The following is a 22,124-nucleotide window of genomic DNA, read 5'->3' on the forward strand; positions in this document are numbered from 1 at the left end:
GAAAAGGTAATTTAAGTGACAAATAATCATATTATTGCAGTTATTGGGCTTGGATATGTCGGGATGCCTCTCGCAATTGAATTTAGTAAAAATTTTTCAACCATCGGATTTGATTTGTCGGCTGACAAGGTAAATTCTTATAAAAATTTTTTTGATCCATCAGGGGAAATATCTACTTCAGATTTAAAAGATTCTCTGAGTTCTGGAAATTTAGTTTTGACGAGCGATCCTATTAATATTGCTAAGGCAAATTTCTTTATCATTGCTGTTCCTACTCCTGTAGATAATGCCCATACTCCAGATTTTAACCCCTTAATATTGGCAAGTAAGATAGTTGGAAAATATCTTACTCATAAGTCAATAGTTATTTATGAGTCGACAGTCTACCCAGGCGCTACTGAAGAGATATGTATTCCTATTTTAGAAGAGGCTTCAGGATTAAGTTGGAAAACACATTTTAATGTTGGATACAGCCCTGAACGAATAAACCCTGGTGATAAAGAAAGAACGTTAAGAAAGATTATTAAGGTAGTTTCAGCTGATACTAGTGAGACGCTTGAAAAAGTTGCCACTCTTTATGAAAGTATAATTGATGCTGGCGTTCATAGAGCTGGTAGCATAGCAGTTGCGGAAGCAGCTAAGGTTATTGAGAATACGCAAAGGGACCTTAATATAGCCTTAATGAATGAACTTTCAATAATTTTCCATAAAATTGGTATAGATACAACGGAGGTCTTAGAAGCAGCTGGTACTAAATGGAACTTTTTAAAATTTAAACCAGGGCTTGTAGGAGGCCATTGTATTGGAGTAGACCCTTACTACCTCACCTATAAAGCCGAAAAAATTGGATATCATCCGCAAGTTATTTTAGCTGGCAGACGAATTAATGACAGTATGGGCAAGTATGTTGCAGAAAATACTGTTAAGTTAATGATTCATCAAGGCTTAAACGTAAAGGGTGCAAAAGTTTGTATCTTGGGATTTACTTTTAAAGAAGATTGTACTGATTTAAGAAATACTAAAGTTATAGATATTTTGAGAGAGCTTAATGAGTTTGGTTGCGATGTAATTATCCATGATCCTCTTGCTAATCCAGTCGAAGCAAAAGAAGAATTCAATGTTAAATTAACTAGCTGGCATGATTTGATCGCGAACTTAGATGCTGTAATTGTTGCCGTTCCCCATAAGGAATTTTTAAAAATCCCTATTTTTAATATTTTAGATAAGTTAAATCATAAAGGTGTATTTGTAGATGTTAAATCAGCTTTTGATGAGAAAGTTTTAAAAGAAAATCAAATATGCTTTTGGAGGCTTTAAGTTGAAGATTGGCGATAAAGTTATCAATGGGGGTAACGGGACTTTTATAATTGCTGAAGTTGCTCAGGCGCATGATGGTTCTCTGGGGTTGGCTCATTCTTTTATAGATGCGGTAGCGGAAACTGGGGCTGATGCAATTAAATTTCAGACGCATATAGCAGATGCTGAATCGACCAAAGATGAAAACTTTCGGGTTCCTATGAGCGGCCAAGACAATACGCGGTGGGATTACTGGAAAAGAATGGAATTCACTAAAGATCAATGGCATGAATTGTATAAACACGCAAAGCAAAAGGGCTTAATATTTTTAAGCTCACCTTTTTCTTGTGAAGCTTTTGAAATTCTTGATGGTATTGGTATTCCAGCGTGGAAAATTGGATCTGGTGAATTTTACAATTCTAATCTTCTTAATAAAATAATTGAAACTAGAAAACCTATTTTATTAAGTACTGGCATGGCAACATATAACGAGATTGATGAAGCCTATAAAATTTTTAAAAGCTTTTCGGTAGATTTTGCTCTTTTTCAATGTGTAAGTTTATATCCAGCCCCCCTGGAAAAAGTAGGGCTTAACATTTTAAATGAGTTTCGAGATAAATACGATTGTTGTTTGGGCTTGTCAGATCATAGTGGGACAGTATTTCCATCTTTAGCCGCGATGGTTCAATCTGTTGACATTATTGAGGTTCATGTGGTTTTTGATAAAAGAATGTATGGGCCAGACACATCATCTTCAATCACTATAGAAGACTTAGATTTTCTTGTTACTGCGAACAAATCATTTACTACCCTTCGTAAAAATCCAATAAAAAAAGATCTTACTGCAAAAGATCTGCGCACAACAAGAAGTATTTTTACAAAAAGTTTGTGCTTGATTAATTCTTTGAAAGCAGGAGAAATTATTCATACTGAAAATTTAACACTTAAAAAACCAGGTACAGGCATATCGGTTAATGAAAGAGATAAATTAGTGGGGAAAAGAGTTTTATGCGACGTCTTGGCTGATAGGTTAATTAAATGGAGTGATATAGAGGTTAAAAACAAATGAAAGCTACTCGAAAAGTTTGCGTTGTTGTTAATAGCAGAGCTAATTATGGGCGAATTAAAACAGTGCTCAGAGCGCTTCGTGATAATCCTAAAACAGATCTGCAGTTACTTGTCGGAGCTTCCGCGTTATTGCAGCGGTTTGGCAATGTACGTGAAATTATAGAACAAGATGGTTTTAAAATTTCCGGCACTGTCCACTCTATTATAGAGGGTGAAACGCCAACAACTATGGCAAAGTCAACTGGTTTAGCAATAATAGAACTGGCAACAATGTTTGATAATTTAAAGCCAGATGTAGTTTTAACTGTTGCAGATAGATTTGAAACTTTAGCTACAGCCGTTGCAGCAAGCTATATGAACATTCCTTTGGCGCACACTCAAGGCGGAGAGGTTACTGGATCAATAGATGAAAGTGTAAGACATGCAATTACTAAGTTAGCTCATATACATTTTCCAGCGACCGCAAATTCAGAAAAAAATCTTATTAGAATGGGTGAGGATCCGGAGACAATTTTTTGTACTGGATGTCCTGCTATGGATTTAGTTTTAGAGAGTGATAAGAATCTTACACCTGAAATTATGTCAAAGTACAAAGGAGTTGGCGCAGAAATTGATTTATCAAAACCTTATCTTGTAGTTTTGCAACATCCTGTTACGACAGAGTTCGGGAGTGGACTTACTCAGATTAATGAAACTATCAAAGCTATATCAAATTTAAAAATGCAAACTGTTTGGCTTTGGCCGAATATTGATGCTGGATCTGATGATATATCAAAGGGTTTAAGAATGTATAGAGAGAGGGAGAATCCTGATTACGTACATTTTTTTAAAAATTTCTCACCCGAGGACTATATTCGATTGATTGCTAATTGCGCTTGTCAAATTGGGAATTCTAGCTCCGCTTTGAGGGAGGGTTCATTTCTTGGTGTTCCTGCGATTAATATAGGAACGCGTCAAAACACAAGAGAATCTGGTGAAAACGTAATTCATGTAAACTATGATTCTTTAGAAATTGAAAGTGCTATTTTATTGCAATTGAAGCACGGTAACTATAAATCCTCCCCAATTTTTGGTGATGGACAGGCAGGGAAAAAAATTGCAAATCTGTTAGCAACATCAAATTATAAAATTCAAAAAAAATTACATTACTAATCTAAACAGGTATAAAAATGTCTAGTAGAGTCTGTGAAATATGTGGTTGTCACGATAATAAAATTATATATGAAGGTTATGTGAGAAATGGTTCATTTGGGAATATGTCTTCTGAACCTACAAAAGTTTTTGAGTGTTTATCTTGTGCTGTTCAAAGGTTAGAAGAGACTGCATGTTATTCAGACGAAATATATGAATCTGAAGGTTACCGATCAATACTCAAGGAAGGTTTAGATTCAGATAGTTTTTTTAGCGAACATGATAAGTTACAGTTGGAGCGCTTAAGATTAATTGAGCCCTCAATTCTTAGAAATAAAGTCGTGGCTGATATTGGATGTGCTGCTGGAAGCTTTCTTGATCATATTTCAGGCTTAACTAGAGATATAATTGCTGTGGAACCTTGCCAAACTTACCATCAATCACTATTAAAAAGGGGCTATCAAGTCTATAACTCATGCGAAGGTTTGGCAGGTGCTAAGCATTTAAATGTAGATTATTTTTTTTCCTTTAGTGTAATTGAGCACGTGCTAAATCCGCTTAAATTCTTACAGGCAATATCTAGAGTTATGAATTCATCCAGTACGCTTATAATTAGCACTCCAAACAGAAATGATTTACTCATGAAAATCCTGCCAAAAGATTATCAAAATTTTTTTTATCGTAGAGTTCACAGATGGTATTTTGATGAAATTTCTTTAAAAAAGTGTGCGAACTTAGCTGGGTTGAAAGTGATTAAATCTAAATGTGTTCATAGATTTGGTCTTGCTAATACCCTGCTGTGGCTGAGAGATAGAAAACCTAGTGGTCAAGTCGCGTTTGCTAGTATTGATGAGAATTTAGATCAGGCATGGAAAAACAATTTAGAAAATAATGGCCTAGGTGACTATCTTTATTTGTGGCTAGAAAAAAGCAACTAGGAGTCTTTATGAAACACACATCATTAGAAATTTCTCAACATATGGCACTTTTAAAAGAGAAAGTTTTTCAAACTTCTTCAAAGTGGCCGCAATTCAATTTATTGCTAAGTAATATTCAAAATTTTAGCAAATCTTTAAAGCCAGGAAGCATAATTATCTCATTTGAACGAACACTTCTTTATGGAGGCAATAGTCTTTTAGCGCCTTTTTTTGAAGATTATAATTTTATTTCCGTAGATTGCAGCCCTACTTCTGGAGAGGATAGGGGGGCTTACAATGAAGAGTTGGTTAATGATACTCGATTTATATCACGACCTTACGACTTAAGAGCTGATATTGATAATATAAAACTTGCAGGATTAAGTGCAGATTTAATTTTAGTGCCCAATTTGGTTCATCATATCAAAGATCAAGATAAATTATTTAAAGAAATTGCGCGTGTGACCAAAGTTAATGGAATTGTATATATTTTCGAAGCTTTGGTGAGGGAGCTGCATCAAATTCCAGAGGATTTTTTGAGATACACCCCTTTTGGTTTGGAATTTGTTTTGAAAAAATATAAATTAATAAAGGATGAAGTTGAAACTACTGGCGGGCCATTTTCTTCAATAGCATACTGCTGGACTCAAGCTCTACAGTATTTTCCAAAACCCGAGCGAGATAAAATGGAAAAATGGTTTTACGAAGAACACTTTGGGGAGCTAATGGATTGGGATGAGAAATTTAAAATTAATTTAATGAGAGCTCATACTGAGTTTCCTACAGCCTTTTCATTAACTGCTAGAAAAGTAAATTAAATGTGGAATGGTAAAAAAGTTCTTGCTGTGATACCTGCAAGGGGCGGCAGCAAAGGCATTCCCAAAAAAAACCTCTCTTTGGTAAATGGTGAATCTCTTATTGCTCATACAGCAAAAATTGTAAAACAAGCTTCATGGATTGATTATACTATAATATCAACCGATGATACTGAAATAGCTAACCATGCCAAATCATTAGGATTAGCGGTTCCATTTATGAGACCTGCTGAGTATGCAGGCGACCAGTCAAAATCTCTTGATATGTGGACAAGTGCATTAGTTATGGCCGAGAACTTCTATGAAGTAAAATTCGACTATTCGATTCTTCTTGAACCAACCTGCCCACTAAGATCTCTTGATGATATTGAGCAAACTATTATCAAGATCGATAATATAAGATTTGATACAGCAGTTACGGTAAGTAAAACACCTGCTCATTATTCACCACAAAAAACGCTAGAAATTGATTCTTGCGGCAATCTTGATTTTTTTATCAAGGATGGCGAACAATTTGACATTAGACAAAATATACCTGATTGCTATCATAGAAATGGAGCGTGTTACGCTGTTAAGAGAGATGTTTTGATAGAAAAAAAGCCATTAATAGGTAATAAATGTGCTGCAGTATTAATTGAAAGAGAGCTTGTGAATATAGATACAGAATTTGATTTAAGACTAGCAAACTTTTTATTTGAAAATTAATATCAAATGAGATATATATATTTCCATATTGATGAGCTAAATAGAGATGCAATTGTTGCTAGCGTCCTAGGCTCAGAATTAAAAAAATATGGATGGAAAGTAATATATGGAAATCGTTTTTTATCAAGACTTTTAAAACATTTTGAATGGATTTTTGATGCAATCATTTTGCCAAAACCTTTATTTATTAGCGCCATATTTAATGAAAATCAGATAAATAAACTTAAGTCAAAATATGTAATGCTTTATACAGAAAATATAGGGATTGTTGCAGATGATACTCATCCTAAGATGCTTTTGCGATGCGCATTAGATCCTGACTTTATGAGTGGAAAAAATGATTCAGTCGAGAAAGTATCAGCTTTTTGTTTTTGGGGTGAGCAAGTTGCAAATGTTGTAAGAAATTCATACCCACCCTTAAAAAATAAGTGCTATGTAGTTGGACATCCAAGGCACGATAAGAGGGCGATTGGCAAAAATAGCCCTAACAATAAAAGTTACCATAAAAAAAGTGTCGGAATTATAACTAGATTTGTTGCAATAAATGATTACTATGAAAGGAATCCAATTGCTGATCTAGTTAATAGATTTCTTAATGATGACATTCTCTATGAGTATAAGAATCAAGCAAATGACGATTTTTTGATTAATGAAAAAAGAGGTTCGAGACCGGACCATGATTTATTTTTAGAAATAATTGATATTAAAATTATCATTAAAATTATCAAAAGACTTAAAGCCGACGGCTATAATGTGTCAATTAAAATTCATCCTCGTGAGAATCCAGATACTTGGAGAAAAATTGATAGCTTTCTTCATTTAGATATTGATATTGTTGATCCTCAACTTCCATTCTCTAGTTGGGCAGTAGAGCAAAATTGCGTGATAGGCCCGCCATCAACAAGTTTTTATGATTGCTTTATGCTTGGTATTACACCTATAAGTATTGCTAATATAGATCCTGAAAGGCAGAGATTTGTTAGTAAGTATTTTGAGGAAAACAATAAATTAATGGAACATGTAATCGCTCCTTATAATATTGATGATCTTTTAGATAATATTAGACAAATTGAATCTAATGATTTTTTTATGAGCGCTGATATCGAGAATATTCTTTATAAAGAAGCAAATTTTCCATTGTGTTCAAAATCTATAGAGGCACTTGGTAGCGTGGTTAAAAGAATTTTAGAGACCGAACCAGATAGAACCCTTTCTCAATTTTTTGGATTATATTTTTATAATTTTTTTAGAAGTGCCTATACGTTATTGGGAGTTTTGCGAAATTTTCTTTTGAGAAGAAAAATTACTAGTTCAAATTTTTTGCTTACCCCTATAACAGCCAGAAAAATAAAAATTATGGGTAATTTTTAATTTCTTCAATCTCTCATATTGACTATTAAATGAAAAAAATACTTGTTACCGGCGCTGATGGATTTATTGGATCTCATTTGGTAGAGGCCCTGATATCGTGTGGATACGATGTTAGAGCATTTGTTTTTTATAATTCATTTAATTCTTGGGGCTGGCTAGATTATTGTCATCCAGAAATTAAGGCAGGACTCGAAGTTTTTTCTGGCGATATTCGAGATGCATACGGTGTCAGAGAAGCTATGAGAGGCTGTGATACTGTTTTACACTTAGCAGCCTTAATTGCTATACCTTATTCTTATCACTCACCTGATACATATATTGATACAAATATAAAAGGTACTTTAAATATACTTCAAGCTGCGAGAGACCTTGAAATAATGAAGGTTGTTCATACATCAACTAGCGAAGTTTATGGAACGGCTAAATTTATTCCTATCACTGAAGATCATCCCCTTCAGGGGCAATCACCTTATTCTGCGAGTAAAATTGGAGCCGACCAACTTGCATATTCTTTTTATACGTCTTTTGGTTTGCCAGTAGTTATTGCCCGTCCTTTTAATGCTTATGGACCAAGACAATCAGCTCGAGCCGTGATTCCGACTATAATTTCTCAAATTGCTTCGGGTAAAAAAACGATTAAATTAGGAGCTACCTCACCTACAAGAGATTTTAATTATGTAAAAGATACAGTTGAAGGGTATATCTCTGTAATAAATTCCGACATTGGCATGGGAGAAGTAATTAATTTTGGTAGTAATTTTGAAATCTCTATAGGTGCAACAGCAGAGCTAATTGCTGAAATTATGAATTCAAAGATTGAAATAATTACCGATGAAATTCGACTTCGACCTCAGGCTTCAGAAGTGGAGCGTTTATGGGCTGATAATAGCAAGGCTAAAAAGCTTTTTGGATGGTCCCCCAAGTTTTCAGGTCAAGATGGTTTTAGGCGAGGCCTCAGTGAGACAATTGAATGGTTTTTAAAGAGCGACAATATTAAAAAATACAAACCAGATATTTATAATATATGAAAACTAAAGCAATTTTAATAGCTGAAGCCGGAGTGAATCATAATGGAGACATTAATTTAGCAAAACAACTTATTGACGTTGCAGCAGCAGCAGGAGCTGATTTTGTAAAATTTCAAACTTTTAAAACAAATCTATTAGTTACGCAGGCTGCAAAAAAAGCTCAATATCAGATTATAAATTCTAAAAAAAAAGAAGTTCAATATGAAATGCTATCCAAACTTGAGCTTACAGAGCGTATACATTTCGAATTAAAGGACTATTCTAAGCTTCAAGGTATAGGTTTTTTATCATCTGCTTTTGATTTAGAGAGTTTAGAATTTCTTGAATATCTCGGCCAAAAGATATTTAAAGTCCCATCTGGAGAGATTACAAACTTGCCGTATCTTAGACATATTGGCGGCTTAAAAAAAGAAATTATTTTATCTACTGGGATGTCATTCTTAAATGAAATTAAAAATGCCATAGAAATTTTAGAAGATGCAGGCACTTCTCGAGAAAAAATCACAGTTTTACATTGTACCTCAGAATATCCGGCGCCAATGCAGGACTTGAATTTAAGAGCCATGCAAACAATTGAATCGTCTTTTGGCGTAAATGTAGGTTATTCAGATCATAGCGAAGGTATTGAAGTTGCTCTAGCGGCTGTTGCAATGGGCGCAAAGATTATTGAGAAACACTTTACTATAGATCGAAATCTTCCTGGGCCTGATCATAAAGCTAGCTTAGAGCCATTGGAGCTAAAAGCGATGGTATGTGCAATTAGAAATATAGAATTAGCACTTGGAAGTAATATTAAGCGCCCTTCGATAAGTGAATTAAAAAATTTACCCTTTGTCCGGAAATCTATAGTTGCAGCAAAAGAAATAAAATCAGGTGAGCTTTTTACTACCTCAAATATTACTGTCAAAAGACCAGGTACGGGAGTTTCTCCGATGTTATGGGACATTGTAATCGGTAAAAAGGCTTTGAGAGATTTCAATCAAGATGAGTTAATTGAAATATGAAAAAAATTTGTATTGTTACGGGAGGTAGATCTGAATATGGCTTGCTGCGTTGGGTTATGGAAGGCATTAATCGGTCATTCAAATTAAAATTACAAATCATAGTTACCGGGTCACATTTATCAGCCGAATTTGGATCGACTTTTAAAAAGATTGAAGATGATGGCTTTAACATAGATAAAAAAGTTGAGATGTTATTAAACTCAGATTCAGCAGCTGGAATTACAAAATCTATGGGGTTAGGACTTATAGGCTTTGCTGACGCTTTTGCTGAATTAAAGCCTGATTTAGTTTTAGTGCTAGGAGATAGATATGAAATTTTTACTGCTACTTCAGCCGCTATGATTTTTCAGTTGCCAATAGCACATATACATGGAGGTGAATTAACAGAAGGGGCTTTCGATGATTCTATTCGCCACTCTATTACAAAAATGGCACATTTACATTTCGTTGCTGCCGAAGTTTACCAAAAGCGCGTGATTCAATTAGGCGAACAACCTAAAAATGTGTTTTTAGTTGGAGGGTTGGGAGTTGATAGCATGTTACATATAAAATTAATGAAATTACGTCAAGTAGAGAAATCTTTAAATTTCAAATTTTTAACTCGAAATCTTCTTATTACCTTTCATCCTGTGACATTAGAACTAGATAAATGTATTAAACAAATAGATGAATTACTTGAAAGTTTAGCTGAATTAAAAAATATAGGACTAATTTTTACAATGCCTAATGCAGATAATAATAATCGTCTAATATTTCATAAGATTCAAGATTTTTGTTTACATCATCCTCATTCAAAATCTTATGTTTCGATGGGACAAGAATTATATTTTTCGTGTTTAAAGCATGTGGATGGTGTAATAGGAAATTCATCTAGCGGTTTATTGGAAGCCCCATCGTTTAAGAAGGGTACTATAAATATTGGAGATCGTCAGCGTGGAAGATTAAGGGCTGCAAGTGTGATTGATTGCGACCCAAATCGAAATTCTATTAGCGATGCAATAAAAAAACTCTTTTCTGCTCAATTTAAATTGAAGCTTAAAAACATTGAGAATCCCTACGGTTCAGGGGGGTCTAGTAAGACTATTGTTAAAATATTAGAGCGTAAAGACTTTAAGAGTCTTTTGAAAAAACGCTTTTATGATTTATAGCCATGCAAAATTATAATAATAAGTATATTGGAGATTGGAAGCATGCAATTCTTTTAGAGAATTCAAGCATTCAAGACGCAATTGTTAATTTAGACAAAATTGCAATTCAGATTGTTCTGGTGTGCAATAAAGATAAAACTCTTTTAGGTACGATTTCGGATGGTGATATACGTCGCGGTCTTCTTAAAGGGCTAACTTTAAATAGCCCTATAAAAGCTATAATGAATAAAAATCCCTTGGTTGTTTCAAAAAATATTTTGCGCGACTCAGTTCTTGAATTAATGAGTTTGAATAGAATTAGACAAGTACCTGTAGTTGATGAAAATAATAAACTGATTGGATTACATTTATTTGATTACTTGCTTGAGCCAAAAGATAGAAAAAATACTATGGTCATTATGGCTGGGGGGCGGGGTAAGCGTTTGCATCCATTCACTAATGAGCGTCCAAAACCCATGCTTGAAATAGCTGGAAAACCAATTTTAGAGCATATTATTCAGCACGCAAAATCAGAGGGTTTTAAGAGTTTTATTATATCAATTAATTATTTAGGTCATATCTTGGAAGATTATTTTGGAGATGGCAAGAAATTTAATATCAAAATTAATTACATTAGAGAAGATATTCCTCTTGGCACTGCAGGCTCTTTATCGCTTTTACCAAGCGCGCCTAATTTACCCTTCATAGTTACAAATGGAGATGTTATAACTGATATTAAATATGGCGAGCTTTTGGATTTTCATAATCGTCATGATGCTTCTGCAACTATGGCAGTTAGAGCTCATGAATATCAAAATCCTTTTGGTATTGTTCAGACTGACGGATTAGACATTGTTGGATTCGAAGAAAAGCCTATTACTCGAAGTCATATTAACGCAGGTGTATATGTTCTTAATCCGCAGGTTTTGGAATTATTGGAACTGGGAGAGCATTGTGATATGCCTGGATTGTTTGAACGTTTACAGACTTTAAAAAAACGTACAGTAGCATATCCAATGCATGAGCCTTGGCTTGATGTTGGTAGCCATCACGATTTAGAAATTGCAAAAAAGAATATAAAAGCTGAAATCAAATACAAAAAGGAAATATCTAAGTGAAGCGAAATTTAATAAAATTATACAACTTACCAACAGAAGTAAAATTTTGTAAAAAATGTACAGTTTCTAATCAGAGACCACGAATCACATTCGACGAAAAAGGGGTTTGTTCTGCTTGTAATTATGCAGAATATAAGCAGACAAAAATTGATTGGAATGCTCGAGAATCTGAGTTAATTAAACTATGTGATAAACATCGAAAAAATAATGGAGAGTATGATGTTATCGTTCCATGCAGTGGCGGCAAAGATGGTGGTTTTGTTGCACATCAACTAAAGTATAAATATGGCATGAATCCTCTGGCCGTAACATGGGCACCATTAAAAGCAACAGCTATTGGACGTACCAACCTAGATGCTTTTATAGCTTCGGGATTTAATCATATTTTAGGAACGCCAAATCCGCAGGTTACCCGAAAATTAACTAAACTTTCTTTCAAGCATTTGGGAGACCCATTTCAACCATTTATCTATGGCCAAACTAATTTCCCTCTACAAATGGCTATAAAACACAATATTCAATTAATCATGTACGGTGAAAATGGCGAAGTTGAATACGGAGGAAGCATGAAAAATGCCTTTAGGCCGGATAGAGATATTGAAGATCACGATTCGCACTATTTTTCTGGATTGCCCCCTCAATTTTGGACTGAACATGGAATCTCATTAGCAGATCTTCAGCCTTTTATGTCACCAAAATTTGAAGAAATTAAAAAAAATAAAACAGAAATTCATTTCATGGGATATTACAAATTTTGGGACCCACAAGAAAATTTCTATTATTGTTATGAACACACCGGTTTTCGCCCTAATAACGAAAGAACCGAAGGAACTTATTCGAAATATGCGAGTTTAGACGATGAGCTTGATGGGTTTCATTATTATTTATCTTATATTAAATTTGGAATTGGTAGGGCTACTTCCGATTCTTCACATGAAATTCGTGATGGGAAAATTACTCGCGAAGAAGGTATTGCTCTAGTTAAACGATTCGATCATGAATTCCCCCAAAGATATTTTAATGAATTTCTGGAATTTTGCTCTATCACCAAAGAAGAGATTTATGAAGTTATTGATAGTTGGCGATCAGACCATTTATGGTTTAAAGAAAATGAAGAATGGAAGTTGCGATTTTCCATATCAAGTAATTCTTAATTATTTATAAAATTGAGAGATATAAGATTAATAGCTCGTTTGGATATAAAAGGTAAAAACCTTATTAAAGGAATTAATCTAGAAGGTCTTCGTGTTTTGGGCCTGCCTAATGACTTTGCAATAAAATATTATAGCCATGGTATAGATGAGCTTATTTATATGGACAGCGTTGCAACTCTTTATGGGCGCAATCATTTAGCCGAAATTGTGAGCGCTGCAGTTCAAAATATCTTTGTGCCTATAACTGTTGGAGGGGGGATTCGTTCTGTTGATGACGCAACAGAAATTTTGCGAGCTGGCGCAGATAAAGTTGCAGTAAATACAGCTGCAATTATTAATCCAAAGCTCATTTCAGATATTGCAAGACGATTCGGAAGTCAGTCAATGGTTCTCTCTATAGAAGCTAAGCAAATAGGCTATGAACGTTGGGAGGCATACACAAATAATGGTCGTGAGCGGACTGGCTTAGATGTTGTAAGTTGGGCCAAAGACGCAGTTTCAAAAGGAGTAGGTGAAATTTTGCTTACATCAATTGATAAAGAGGGCACCAGAAAAGGATTTGATTTGGACTTAATAAAGTCAGTCACAAATGAAGTTTCCGTTCCGGTTATAGCTAGTGGTGGCATGGGTAAGATTGAAGATATTAAGGATCTTTTGAGTTTTACTGAGGTTAATGCAGTAGCTATGGCTGATATCCTGCATTACAACCGCGCAAATATTTACGATATTCGTAAGATTATAAAAGATGAAGGTTTTGAAGTAAGAAATAATGGCTAACTTACAAATTATAATAGTTGATTGTAATTCGGGTAATTTGTTAAGTGTTCGACGTGCTTTTGAATATCTGAATGCAACCGTCATAGTTACATCTGACCCTGATGTAATATTTTCAGCTTCAAAAATTATTTTACCGGGCGTTGGTGCATTTTCTGATGCAATGCAGAATTTTCATTCTCGTGGCTTAGGCGAGGCTCTTGTATCTGCTGGTAAGCGAGGTACAGCTTTAATGGGTATTTGCTTAGGTATGCAGATTTTATTTGATCAAAGCGAAGAGTTTGAACTAACTAAGGGGCTGGGACTTATTTCCGGAAATGTCGTTCCTTTGCCCTCTCAGACAAGAGTAAATGGATTACTCAAAATTCCGCATATAGGTTGGGGCGCATTACAATATACAGAAACTTGTAAAAATTGGAACGGTTCTGTATTGCAAGACATTGTTCCAGGAAGCTCAGTATATTTTGCACATTCATTTGTGGCGAATATACAAAGTGCTAAAAATGAATATGCTTGCAGTATATATGGCGGCTATTCATTTCCAGCATTTGTTTTAAAGGAAAATATTATGGGCTGTCAATTTCATCCAGAAAAAAGCGGAGAAATTGGATTGAAAATTTTGAAAAATTTTTTATTGCTATGAAAATACTTGCAATAATACCAGCAAGATCTGGATCCAAAAGGTTGCCCGGTAAAAATGTTAAAATTTTGAAAGGAAAGCCACTAATTGAATGGAGCATTGATGCAATAAAAGATATTGATGAAATATGTGATATTCTTATTTCAACTGATGATCCTATAGCGGCAGAGATATCTCATAATTCCGGTGTACTTGTACCATGGCTGCGCCCAGCTGAATTAGCTGATGATTTATCATCCTCAGCCGACGTAGCTTTGCATGCGCTTAATTGGTATGAAAATAACAATTGTGAGGTAGACGGGGTATTACTATTGCAACCTACATCTCCTTTTAGGCATAAAGAAACAATTATAAAAGGCATTAATCTTTTTAAGCAAAATAAGCAATGTTCTATAGTGGGCTTTTCTCCGGCCCAATCTCATCCATGGCTATGTTTTAAAATAAATGGTTTAATAATGGATAGTTTTTTTGCGGAAAATAGCAAAAAATTGCGATCCCAAGACTTACCTCCAGCCTTCGTTGTGAATGGTTCTTTTTACCTAATTTCACCAGAGAATCTTAGGATTACAAATTCATTTTACGCTTCACAAATCATACCTTTAATATCCGATCGACCTGAAGAGGCTATAGACATCGACTCTGAATGGGATTGGAGATTAGCTGAATTTATTGCAGATGAGTTTTTATAGTGAAAAAAAAGGTTATTTACATTTCATGGGTAAAATTAAATAATAAAATTGCTCAAGATTGGTATTTGAATTATTTATTACAATCTGGATTAAACGTTGAATATTGGGATATTTCTGGAATTTTGAGACAGAAATTTTCTACATATAGCGATTCAATATTTGATATTGTCCGCAATATTAAGAGCTGGAAAAATTTTGAACTTTTAATACAAAGTACTGAAAATAGAAACGCAGTTTATGTTGTTTTAATTTCGCCATCATGGCCGACTAGGCGGCCATTTCAAATACTAAGTAAGCACCTAAAGAAGGTAGTGTTTATTGATTGGGGTGAAATGCCTTATTCTAAAGCAGCTAGAATTGAAAAAATATTTTATTGGATTTCTCATAATCCAATAAAACTTGCCCAGCTTACTTTAGAAAAATTGCTATGGTTTGTAATGAAAAAATTTAAAGTAATAAAGCCTTTTGATATTATTTTTTATGTTGGAGATATGCCATACAAGAAAAAAATGTTTTCTAAAAAAGCAGTTCCAATAAATTTTTCCGATTATGAAGATTTTCTTAGGATTAAAGTAAAAGATAAAAATAGTATTGTTAATTACAAATATGCTGTATTTATAGATCAAAATCTTCCTTATCATTTAGATTTTGAATTGCTTAATTTACCTACTGTAACCGCTAAAAAATATTACAAATCTCTTAATAACTTTTTTTCACTGATTGAAAAGCAATATAAAATTAGAATTGTTATTGCTGCTCATCCAACTGCTGATATTAAAAAAAGTGAATTTTATGGAAGGCAAGTATTTAAAATGCAGACAGCCGAGCTTATTAAAGATGCAGAGTTTGTACTAATGCATACAACATCTGCAGTAAGTTTCGCTATCTTAAATTTTAAACCGATTATATTTTTTTATACAGAAGAAATGTTTAAACTTAAGACGCCAACTATATTAGACGGTATCTTTTCGCTATCAAAATATTTAGGTGAAAAAGCATACAATATTGACATGATCTATGAAAGTAGAAAATTTAAAATTCAGCAACCTAGAAAGCAATTTTTTACAAAGTATAAATATAGATATTTAACTTCTAAATTATCAGAAAATATATTATCTTCCGAAATCTTTTTGAGGGAGATAAATTCAATTTAGATTATTTTAAAATGTAAAGAAAATAAACTTTGTGATTACAAATTAAATTATATTTTAAAAAACTTTATAAAAATTTAAAGGATATACCCATTGGATAATATTAAACCTGATACTAAATTAAAAATTTTAGACCTTGGATGCGGAAAAAAAAAACGTAAGGGCGCTATAGGCGTAGATTTTTCAGACAAGCATGAAGCTGATGTTATTCATAACTTAAATGTCTTTCCTTACCCATTCGGCGATGAAGTATTTGATGAAGTTTATCTTGATAATGTTTTGGAGCACCTAGATGATCCAATACGAGTAATGGAAGAAGTTAATAGGATTTGTAAGAAAAAGGCAATTATCAAAGTTATTGTCCCATACTTCAGATCTATTTGGGCATTTATTGACCCAACACATAAAAATTTTTTTACTGTTAATTCATTTTCTTATTTTGATCCAAGGAGTCCGACTTGTCATAGGTATGAATACACATCGGCAAGATTTTATGTTGAAGATATTGTTTTTAATGAGACACTCCCCAATCGATGGTTAAAAAGAGTTATGATTTTTATTGCTAACAAGTACCCTAATAAATATGAGTTTTATTTAAGTCATTTATTTCCGTTGGATGATATTACTTATTACTTAAAAAAATGTTAAACATTTTAATAAGCTAAAAATTTTACAAAAGAAAACTGTGCAAAAAACTCATATTTTTATTACGGGGGCTAATGGTTTCGTAGGAAGACATCTTCTTAGGATGTTGATCGCTAGAAAAATTAGAGTATCTATTGCAGTTCGCTCAGGCCCTGAACAGAATTTGCCATTTTTAGAATCTTATAAAGTTGATCTCACAGACAAGATCAAAGTTTTTGATTTAATTAACTTTTTAAAGCCAGATTACGTTATTCATCTTGCAGCTAAAAAAAACAGAAACAATAATTTAGAAAGCTTTGGTAATGATTATAATGCCAATTTTTTAATGGCATTAAATCTTATAAATGCTTGTCGCAATTTATTGAATCTTAAAAGATTTGTTTTTTTAGGTTCTTGTGATGAGTACGGATTTGGACCAAGACCTTACTCTGAAGGTCAGAATGAATTTCCTTCTAATGCTTATGGGCTATCAAAACTTTCTATATCAAAACTTCTTTTGTCTCTCTACCACACAGATTTATTTCCTTCCATTGTGTTAAGAGCTTCTATTATATACGGCCCAGAGCAGAATGATGAAATGTTTTTACCCTCGTTAATACACTCATTGCTTTCAGATAAAGATTTTCAAATGACCCTTGGTGAGCAGTTTCGTGATTTCGTTTATATCAATGATGTCATAAATGCCATTATAAAAGTATTATCAGCGGATGAGCGAGTTAATGGGAAGATAATAAATATTGGCTTTGGAGTCTCACATAAAATAAATCATATTGCCGAAATGACTGCTAATTTAATAGCGCCCACTGCATTAAGAAGACTAAAATTTGGGGAAGTGGAATACAGACCTAATGAGATTATGGATTACTCATTGAAAATATCGCTGGCATCCGATTTGCTTGGGTGGAATCCCAAAGTCAATATCGAGGAGGGGATTCGAAAAACAGTTAACCACCTAAAAAAATCCAACGAATGATTAAAATCCATTACCATTCTGATTGCCCTTTTTTTGCTGGGTGTGAGAATATGCTGATTAATTTTTTTAATTCAGAAAAATTCAGAAAAACTCACGATATTAGTTTTAGCTACCGATATTCAGTGAAATATTCTCAAGAATTTAATCTTCGTATTGAGCGCCCACTCCCTGTTTACCCTCTATTTTTCTTAGATTTTTCTGATTTTTCTTTTTTCGATAGAAGATTACTTAATAGGCTGGCCATTTTGTTTTTTAGGTTGTCATTAACAGCATTTGTTTTTTTGTATCAAATTTTCACCTTATTTAGACTGTTTAGAAAAATAAAGCCAAATATTTTACATATTAATAATGGGGGATACCCTGGAGCATTATCTGCACGAGCTGCAGTAATTGCCGCCAAATTGGCTGGGATTCCAAAAGTATTAATGGTTGTTAATAATCTAGCTCTTGATTACAAAAGATTCCCTAGAATTTTTGATTATCCAATTGATATTCTGGTTCGGAAATTAACTGATTTATTTATTACAGGATCCCAAGTTGCATCTTTACAATTGATTTCTGTTTTGAAGTTGTCGGCCGAAAAAGTCAATGCTATTCACAATGGAATCTCATTAAAGAAAACGAGCTCTTTTAAGAAAATTACAAAGAAGCGACTTGGCTTAGAAAATTTCAGTGGAGTTATTTTTGGAGTTGTGGCTCTTTTAATTGAGAGAAAAGGCCATCAAGTTTTACTGGATGCGATTAAAAATATTGTTGAAGATCGTATAGTCTTGGATGACCATTTTATGGTCCTTATAGAAGGCGAAGGCCCCTTACTTAAAGACTTGAGGAACTTTGTAATTGAGAATAAGTTAAGTACTTGGATTAAATTTGTAGGTACAGAGGATAACATTGTTGATTTTATGTCAATATTGGATATTTTAGTGCTCCCGTCTATTCGTGATGAGGATTTTCCCAATGTTATAATCGAAGCGATGGCTCTGAGTAAACCTGTTATAGCTAGTCGGTTGGCAGGAACGCCGGAGCAAGTGATTGATGGAGTAACCGGCATCTTATTTAGACCCCGCAAATCAAAAGAGCTTAGTGATGCGATCTGTTATTTGGTTAACCATCCAATTAAGCGTGTTGAGATGGGACAAGCTGGATTGATAAGATTTAAAGAAAAATTTACCTGTCAAAGAGCGTTAAATAATTATTCAGATATTTATACTAAGTTATTAGAGATATAAAATGAGAGACATGAAAGAAGTTTTTAACGTATTCAAAGGACGAAGAGTATTTATTACAGGCCACACAGGATTTAAGGGGTCTTGGTTAGCATATATGCTTCATAGAGTTGGTGCTGATGTTACCGGCTTTTCATTATCTGCATCGAGAGAAAAAAATAACTTTTCCTTGCTTGCATTAGATAAAAAGGTAAATCATATTATTGGAGATGTGCGTGATTTTTCACATCTAAATGAATCGCTAACTAAGTTTCAACCAGAATTTGTTTTCCATCTTGCTGCGCAAGCTTTAGTTCGAACGTCATATAGTGATCCAGTTGATACTTTTTCTACAAACATTCAAGGATCTATAAACTTATTAGAATCTGTTCGTCAATCAAATTCTGTAAGATCGCTTGTTTATATAACATCTGATAAATGTTACGAAAATGTTGAATGGATTTGGGGGTACAGAGAGAATGATCCTTTAGGCGGAAGGGATCCTTATAGCGCCTCTAAAGCTGCAGCCGAGATTGTTTTTTCTTCTTATGAGAAATCTTTTTTCAATTCAAATCCTAAGATAGGAGTTGCAAGTGCTCGGGCTGGAAATGTAATTGGGGGAGGTGATTGGGCTCTTGATAGGATTATTCCTGATTGTGTGCGGGCTATTGAATCCGATACTACGATCTTTTTAAGAAATCCATTTTCAACTAGACCTTGGCAACATGTTTTGGAGCCTCTGTCTGGTTATCTTACTCTTGCATTTAACTTGTATCATAATCCTAAAAAATACTCTGGGGCATGGAATTTTGGCCCATCTACACAGGAAATTAAGACCGTTAAAGATGTTGCTGATATTATGGTTAAGCATATAGGCAAGGGTCGAGTTGAGATCTTAAATTCGGCTAATAATATTCATGAAGCAAACCTATTGCAGCTTAATTGCGATAAAGCTCACCAGTTGTTAAATTGGTATCCACGTTGGACTGTCGGTGAAACTCTAGATGCTACCGCTATCTGGTACAAATCTGTCTTAAATGGAGGCGATGCTGAAGAAATCACCATATCTCAACTTAATGCTTATTTTAGGAGTTTTATATGATAGACGGAGTTGTACTAACGCCTTTACGTCAAATTTTTGACGAGCGTGGAAAGGTTATGCATATGCTTCGTTCGGATTCACCTATTTTTTTAAAGTTTGGTGAGATTTATTTCTCTTGTACTCATCCCGGCGTTGTGAAAGCTTGGCACCGGCATAAAGAAATGACACTTAACTATGCTGTTATATTTGGTGAAATTAAATTTGTTTTATATGATGATAGGATAGGGAGTCCATCGCAGGGAGAAATTCAGGAGTTTTTTATCTCTCCTGAAAACTACATGTTAGTTACTGTCCCCCCAATGGTGTGGAATGGATTCAAAAGTGTTGGTACTCAGACTTCTATAGTGGCTAATTGTGCAAATATTCCCCATACACCCTCTGAAATAGAAAGATTATTGCCGACAGATCTAAAAGTTCCATATGACTGGGCATTGCAAAACAGATAATTTGCATAATCTTCCTAATTAAAGGTAAATTTTTATGAAAGTAATTCTATTGGCAGGTGGTTTCGGTACGCGATTGTCTGAGTATACAGATGTCATCCCTAAGCCTATGGTGTCTATTGGCGGGAAACCAATTCTTTGGCATATTATGAAAACTTATGCAAATTTTGGTCATAAGGATTTTTATGTAGCGCTCGGTTATAAGGCCGAAATAATTAAAGATTATTTTCTTAATTACCGTGCTTTAAATTCTGATTTTACTGTCGATCTTTCATCGGGAGAAATTTCACCCCACCAAAATGATGAGGTTGATTGGAAAATTACATTGGTCAATACAGGCGAGTCGTCAATGACTGGAGGTCGTGTTAAGCGTTTGCAAAAGTTTATTGGAAAAGAAAGTTGTATGCTCACATACGGGGATGGGGTTGCTGATATTAATCTTGATAGATTACTAGCTTTTCATAGAAGCCATGGAAAAATGGTTACTATTTCTGCTGTTCGCCCAGGCGCTAGATTTGGCGAGCTGGAAATAAATGGCGATAAAGTTAATAGCTTTAAAGAAAAACCCCAACTTCATGAAGGATGGATTAATGGTGGATATTTCATATTTGAACCTTCATTTTTTGATTATATTGATGGTGATAATACCCTGTTAGAGCGTGAACCGTTAGAGAAGGCAGTTCAAGCTGGTGAGTTAATGGCTTATCGTCATGATGGATTTTGGCATTGTATGGACACTAAGCGTGACCATGAACTTTTAGAATCGCTCTGGGCAAAAGGCGCCCCTTGGGTTCTTTAAATACTTAATGCGTGTACTAATAACTGGTGGTTACGGTTATATCGGTGGAAGGCTAGCTCAGTATCTTTTTACTCATGGCAGAGAAGTTTTTTTGGGCTCAAGAAATTTACATCAAAGAACTAATTGGCTCCCTGAAGCAAAAAATATTTTAATTAATTGGTGTGACCCTTTAAGTTTGACTCTTGCGTGCAAACATATAGATGTCATTATTCATACATCAGGTATGAATGCTAAAGAATCAAAGTTAAATTCACTCGAAGCCTTGAAAGTGAATGGACAATATACAGATAACTTATTACAAGCAGCAAAGACTCAAAAAGTTAAACGATTTATATATTTGTCAACAGCGCATGTTTATTCAGCCCCTCTATTAGGACATATTAATGAAAATACTCCTTTAAAGAATCTTCACCCTTATGCAACCTCACATCTAGCTGGTGAAAACTTTATATTGTCTGACAATCAAATTACAGGTTTTGTTTTGAGAATTTCTAATGCCTTTGGACCTCCAACTCATAGAGATGTCAATTGTTGGATGTTATTGGTTAACGATCTCTGTCGTCAAGCAATTGAAAAACGAGCGATGACCTTAAATTCTGATATTTCACAATTGCGTGATTTTATAACTCTAACTGATGTTATATCTGCAATAGATAGCTTTATTGAAATGCCACCCAATAAATTTAATGATGTATACAACTTAGGTGGTGAATTTTCAATAAATATTTTTCAAATGGCAGGTCTTATAGGTTCAAGATGCAGGGCTTTATTTAATTATTCTCCGGAAATAATAATTCGTGAAAAAGATAGAGCATATTCACAGTCCGTGCTCAAATACGATATTGAAAAGTTGAAGTCAACAGGTTTTAAATTGGCAAAGAAAATAAATGACGAAATTGATGCTACTTTGTTATTTTGTTTAGAGAACTTTTCAAATAGAACTTTATGATAATCCAGTCTCCTAAAGTT

General features: G+C 34.1%; 23 protein-coding genes. All 23 read left to right on the forward strand.

Annotation, left to right across the window (positions count from 1 at the left end):
* Positions 1-63 precede the first annotated feature (63 nt).
* The 23 genes from FIT61_RS02640 (at position 64) to FIT61_RS02750 (ending at position 22,104) form a co-directional block, all read left to right on the forward strand.
* The gene (locus FIT61_RS02640) at positions 64-1,317 is read left to right on the forward strand and encodes a nucleotide sugar dehydrogenase (RefSeq protein ID WP_244925223.1); all 1,254 of its coding nucleotides are present in this window, start codon (positions 64-66) and stop codon (positions 1,315-1,317) included.
* A gap of 1 nt (position 1,318) precedes the next feature.
* On the forward strand, positions 1,319-2,365 hold the full coding sequence (locus FIT61_RS02645; protein WP_139883053.1) for an N-acetylneuraminate synthase family protein: 1,047 nt from the start codon (positions 1,319-1,321) through the stop codon (positions 2,363-2,365).
* Positions 2,362-3,516 carry a UDP-N-acetylglucosamine 2-epimerase gene (neuC, locus tag FIT61_RS02650; protein ID WP_139883055.1) on the forward strand — a complete coding sequence of 385 codons (1,155 nt, stop codon included), beginning with the start codon at positions 2,362-2,364 and terminating at the stop codon, positions 3,514-3,516. The genes FIT61_RS02645 and neuC (FIT61_RS02650) overlap by 4 nt, the downstream gene beginning before the upstream one ends.
* Positions 3,517-3,533: 17 nt before the next feature.
* Positions 3,534-4,433: a class I SAM-dependent methyltransferase gene (locus FIT61_RS02655; protein WP_139883057.1), complete on the forward strand. Its 900-nt coding sequence runs from the start codon at positions 3,534-3,536 to the stop codon at positions 4,431-4,433.
* The gene (locus FIT61_RS02660) at positions 4,412-5,230 is read left to right on the forward strand and encodes a methyltransferase domain-containing protein (RefSeq protein WP_139883058.1); all 819 of its coding nucleotides are present in this window, start codon (positions 4,412-4,414) and stop codon (positions 5,228-5,230) included. Before FIT61_RS02655 ends, FIT61_RS02660 begins: the two co-directional genes overlap by 22 nt.
* Positions 5,231-5,932, forward strand: coding sequence for an acylneuraminate cytidylyltransferase family protein (locus FIT61_RS02665; RefSeq protein WP_139883060.1), 702 nt, complete (start codon positions 5,231-5,233; stop codon positions 5,930-5,932). It begins immediately after the preceding gene.
* Between the two features lie 168 nt (positions 5,933-6,100).
* Complete coding sequence (locus FIT61_RS02670) at positions 6,101-7,303, forward strand: polysialyltransferase family glycosyltransferase (RefSeq protein ID WP_320410142.1); 1,203 nt, start codon at positions 6,101-6,103, stop codon at positions 7,301-7,303.
* A gap of 29 nt (positions 7,304-7,332) precedes the next feature.
* Positions 7,333-8,331 carry an NAD-dependent 4,6-dehydratase LegB gene (locus FIT61_RS02675; RefSeq protein ID WP_139883064.1) on the forward strand — a complete coding sequence of 333 codons (999 nt, stop codon included), beginning with the start codon at positions 7,333-7,335 and terminating at the stop codon, positions 8,329-8,331.
* On the forward strand, positions 8,328-9,335 hold the full coding sequence (neuB, locus tag FIT61_RS02680; protein ID WP_139883065.1) for an N-acetylneuraminate synthase: 1,008 nt from the start codon (positions 8,328-8,330) through the stop codon (positions 9,333-9,335). Before FIT61_RS02675 ends, neuB begins: the two co-directional genes overlap by 4 nt.
* On the forward strand, positions 9,332-10,483 hold the full coding sequence (neuC, locus tag FIT61_RS02685; RefSeq protein WP_139883067.1) for a UDP-N-acetylglucosamine 2-epimerase: 1,152 nt from the start codon (positions 9,332-9,334) through the stop codon (positions 10,481-10,483). The genes neuB and neuC (FIT61_RS02685) overlap by 4 nt, the downstream gene beginning before the upstream one ends.
* 2 nt (positions 10,484-10,485) lie before the next feature.
* Positions 10,486-11,580 (forward strand): nucleotidyltransferase family protein, encoded by a 1,095-nt coding sequence (locus FIT61_RS02690; RefSeq protein WP_139883069.1) that lies wholly within the window; start codon positions 10,486-10,488, stop codon positions 11,578-11,580.
* Entirely contained in the window at positions 11,577-12,734 is a 1,158-nt protein-coding gene (locus FIT61_RS02695; RefSeq protein WP_139883071.1) for an N-acetyl sugar amidotransferase, read from the forward strand. Before FIT61_RS02690 ends, FIT61_RS02695 begins: the two co-directional genes overlap by 4 nt.
* Before the next feature lie 12 nt (positions 12,735-12,746).
* A complete protein-coding gene (hisF, locus tag FIT61_RS02700) occupies positions 12,747-13,511 on the forward strand; it encodes an imidazole glycerol phosphate synthase subunit HisF (RefSeq protein ID WP_139883073.1) in 765 nt (254 codons plus the stop codon).
* Entirely contained in the window at positions 13,504-14,151 is a 648-nt protein-coding gene (hisH, locus tag FIT61_RS02705; protein ID WP_139883075.1) for an imidazole glycerol phosphate synthase subunit HisH, read from the forward strand. Before hisF ends, hisH begins: the two co-directional genes overlap by 8 nt.
* Positions 14,148-14,837 carry an acylneuraminate cytidylyltransferase family protein gene (locus FIT61_RS02710; RefSeq protein ID WP_139883077.1) on the forward strand — a complete coding sequence of 230 codons (690 nt, stop codon included), beginning with the start codon at positions 14,148-14,150 and terminating at the stop codon, positions 14,835-14,837. The genes hisH and FIT61_RS02710 overlap by 4 nt, the downstream gene beginning before the upstream one ends.
* Positions 14,837-15,991, forward strand: a complete 1,155-nt coding sequence (locus tag FIT61_RS02715; RefSeq protein ID WP_139883079.1) for a hypothetical protein — start codon at positions 14,837-14,839, stop codon at positions 15,989-15,991. Before FIT61_RS02710 ends, FIT61_RS02715 begins: the two co-directional genes overlap by 1 nt.
* A gap of 90 nt (positions 15,992-16,081) precedes the next feature.
* The gene (locus tag FIT61_RS02720; RefSeq protein WP_222845049.1) at positions 16,082-16,636 is read left to right on the forward strand and encodes a class I SAM-dependent methyltransferase; all 555 of its coding nucleotides are present in this window, start codon (positions 16,082-16,084) and stop codon (positions 16,634-16,636) included.
* 37 nt (positions 16,637-16,673) lie between these two features.
* Entirely contained in the window at positions 16,674-17,606 is a 933-nt protein-coding gene (locus FIT61_RS02725; RefSeq protein WP_187351825.1) for an NAD-dependent epimerase/dehydratase family protein, read from the forward strand.
* On the forward strand, positions 17,603-18,835 hold the full coding sequence (locus tag FIT61_RS02730; RefSeq protein ID WP_139883083.1) for a glycosyltransferase family 4 protein: 1,233 nt from the start codon (positions 17,603-17,605) through the stop codon (positions 18,833-18,835). The genes FIT61_RS02725 and FIT61_RS02730 overlap by 4 nt, the downstream gene beginning before the upstream one ends.
* A gap of 10 nt (positions 18,836-18,845) precedes the next feature.
* A complete protein-coding gene (gene rfbG, locus FIT61_RS02735) occupies positions 18,846-19,913 on the forward strand; it encodes a CDP-glucose 4,6-dehydratase (RefSeq protein ID WP_222845050.1) in 1,068 nt (355 codons plus the stop codon).
* On the forward strand, positions 19,910-20,359 hold the full coding sequence (locus FIT61_RS02740; protein WP_139883087.1) for a dTDP-4-dehydrorhamnose 3,5-epimerase family protein: 450 nt from the start codon (positions 19,910-19,912) through the stop codon (positions 20,357-20,359). The genes rfbG and FIT61_RS02740 overlap by 4 nt, the downstream gene beginning before the upstream one ends.
* 34 nt (positions 20,360-20,393) lie before the next feature.
* Positions 20,394-21,155: a glucose-1-phosphate cytidylyltransferase gene (rfbF, locus tag FIT61_RS02745; protein WP_139883089.1), complete on the forward strand. Its 762-nt coding sequence runs from the start codon at positions 20,394-20,396 to the stop codon at positions 21,153-21,155.
* A 7-nt stretch (positions 21,156-21,162) separates the two neighbouring features.
* Positions 21,163-22,104 carry an NAD-dependent epimerase/dehydratase gene (locus tag FIT61_RS02750; RefSeq protein ID WP_139883090.1) on the forward strand — a complete coding sequence of 314 codons (942 nt, stop codon included), beginning with the start codon at positions 21,163-21,165 and terminating at the stop codon, positions 22,102-22,104.
* The last annotated feature ends 20 nt before the right edge of the window (positions 22,105-22,124 follow it).

The sequence above is a fragment of the Candidatus Methylopumilus rimovensis genome (genome assembly GCF_006364615.1).
Lineage (GTDB): Bacteria > Pseudomonadota > Gammaproteobacteria > Burkholderiales > Methylophilaceae > Methylopumilus > Methylopumilus rimovensis.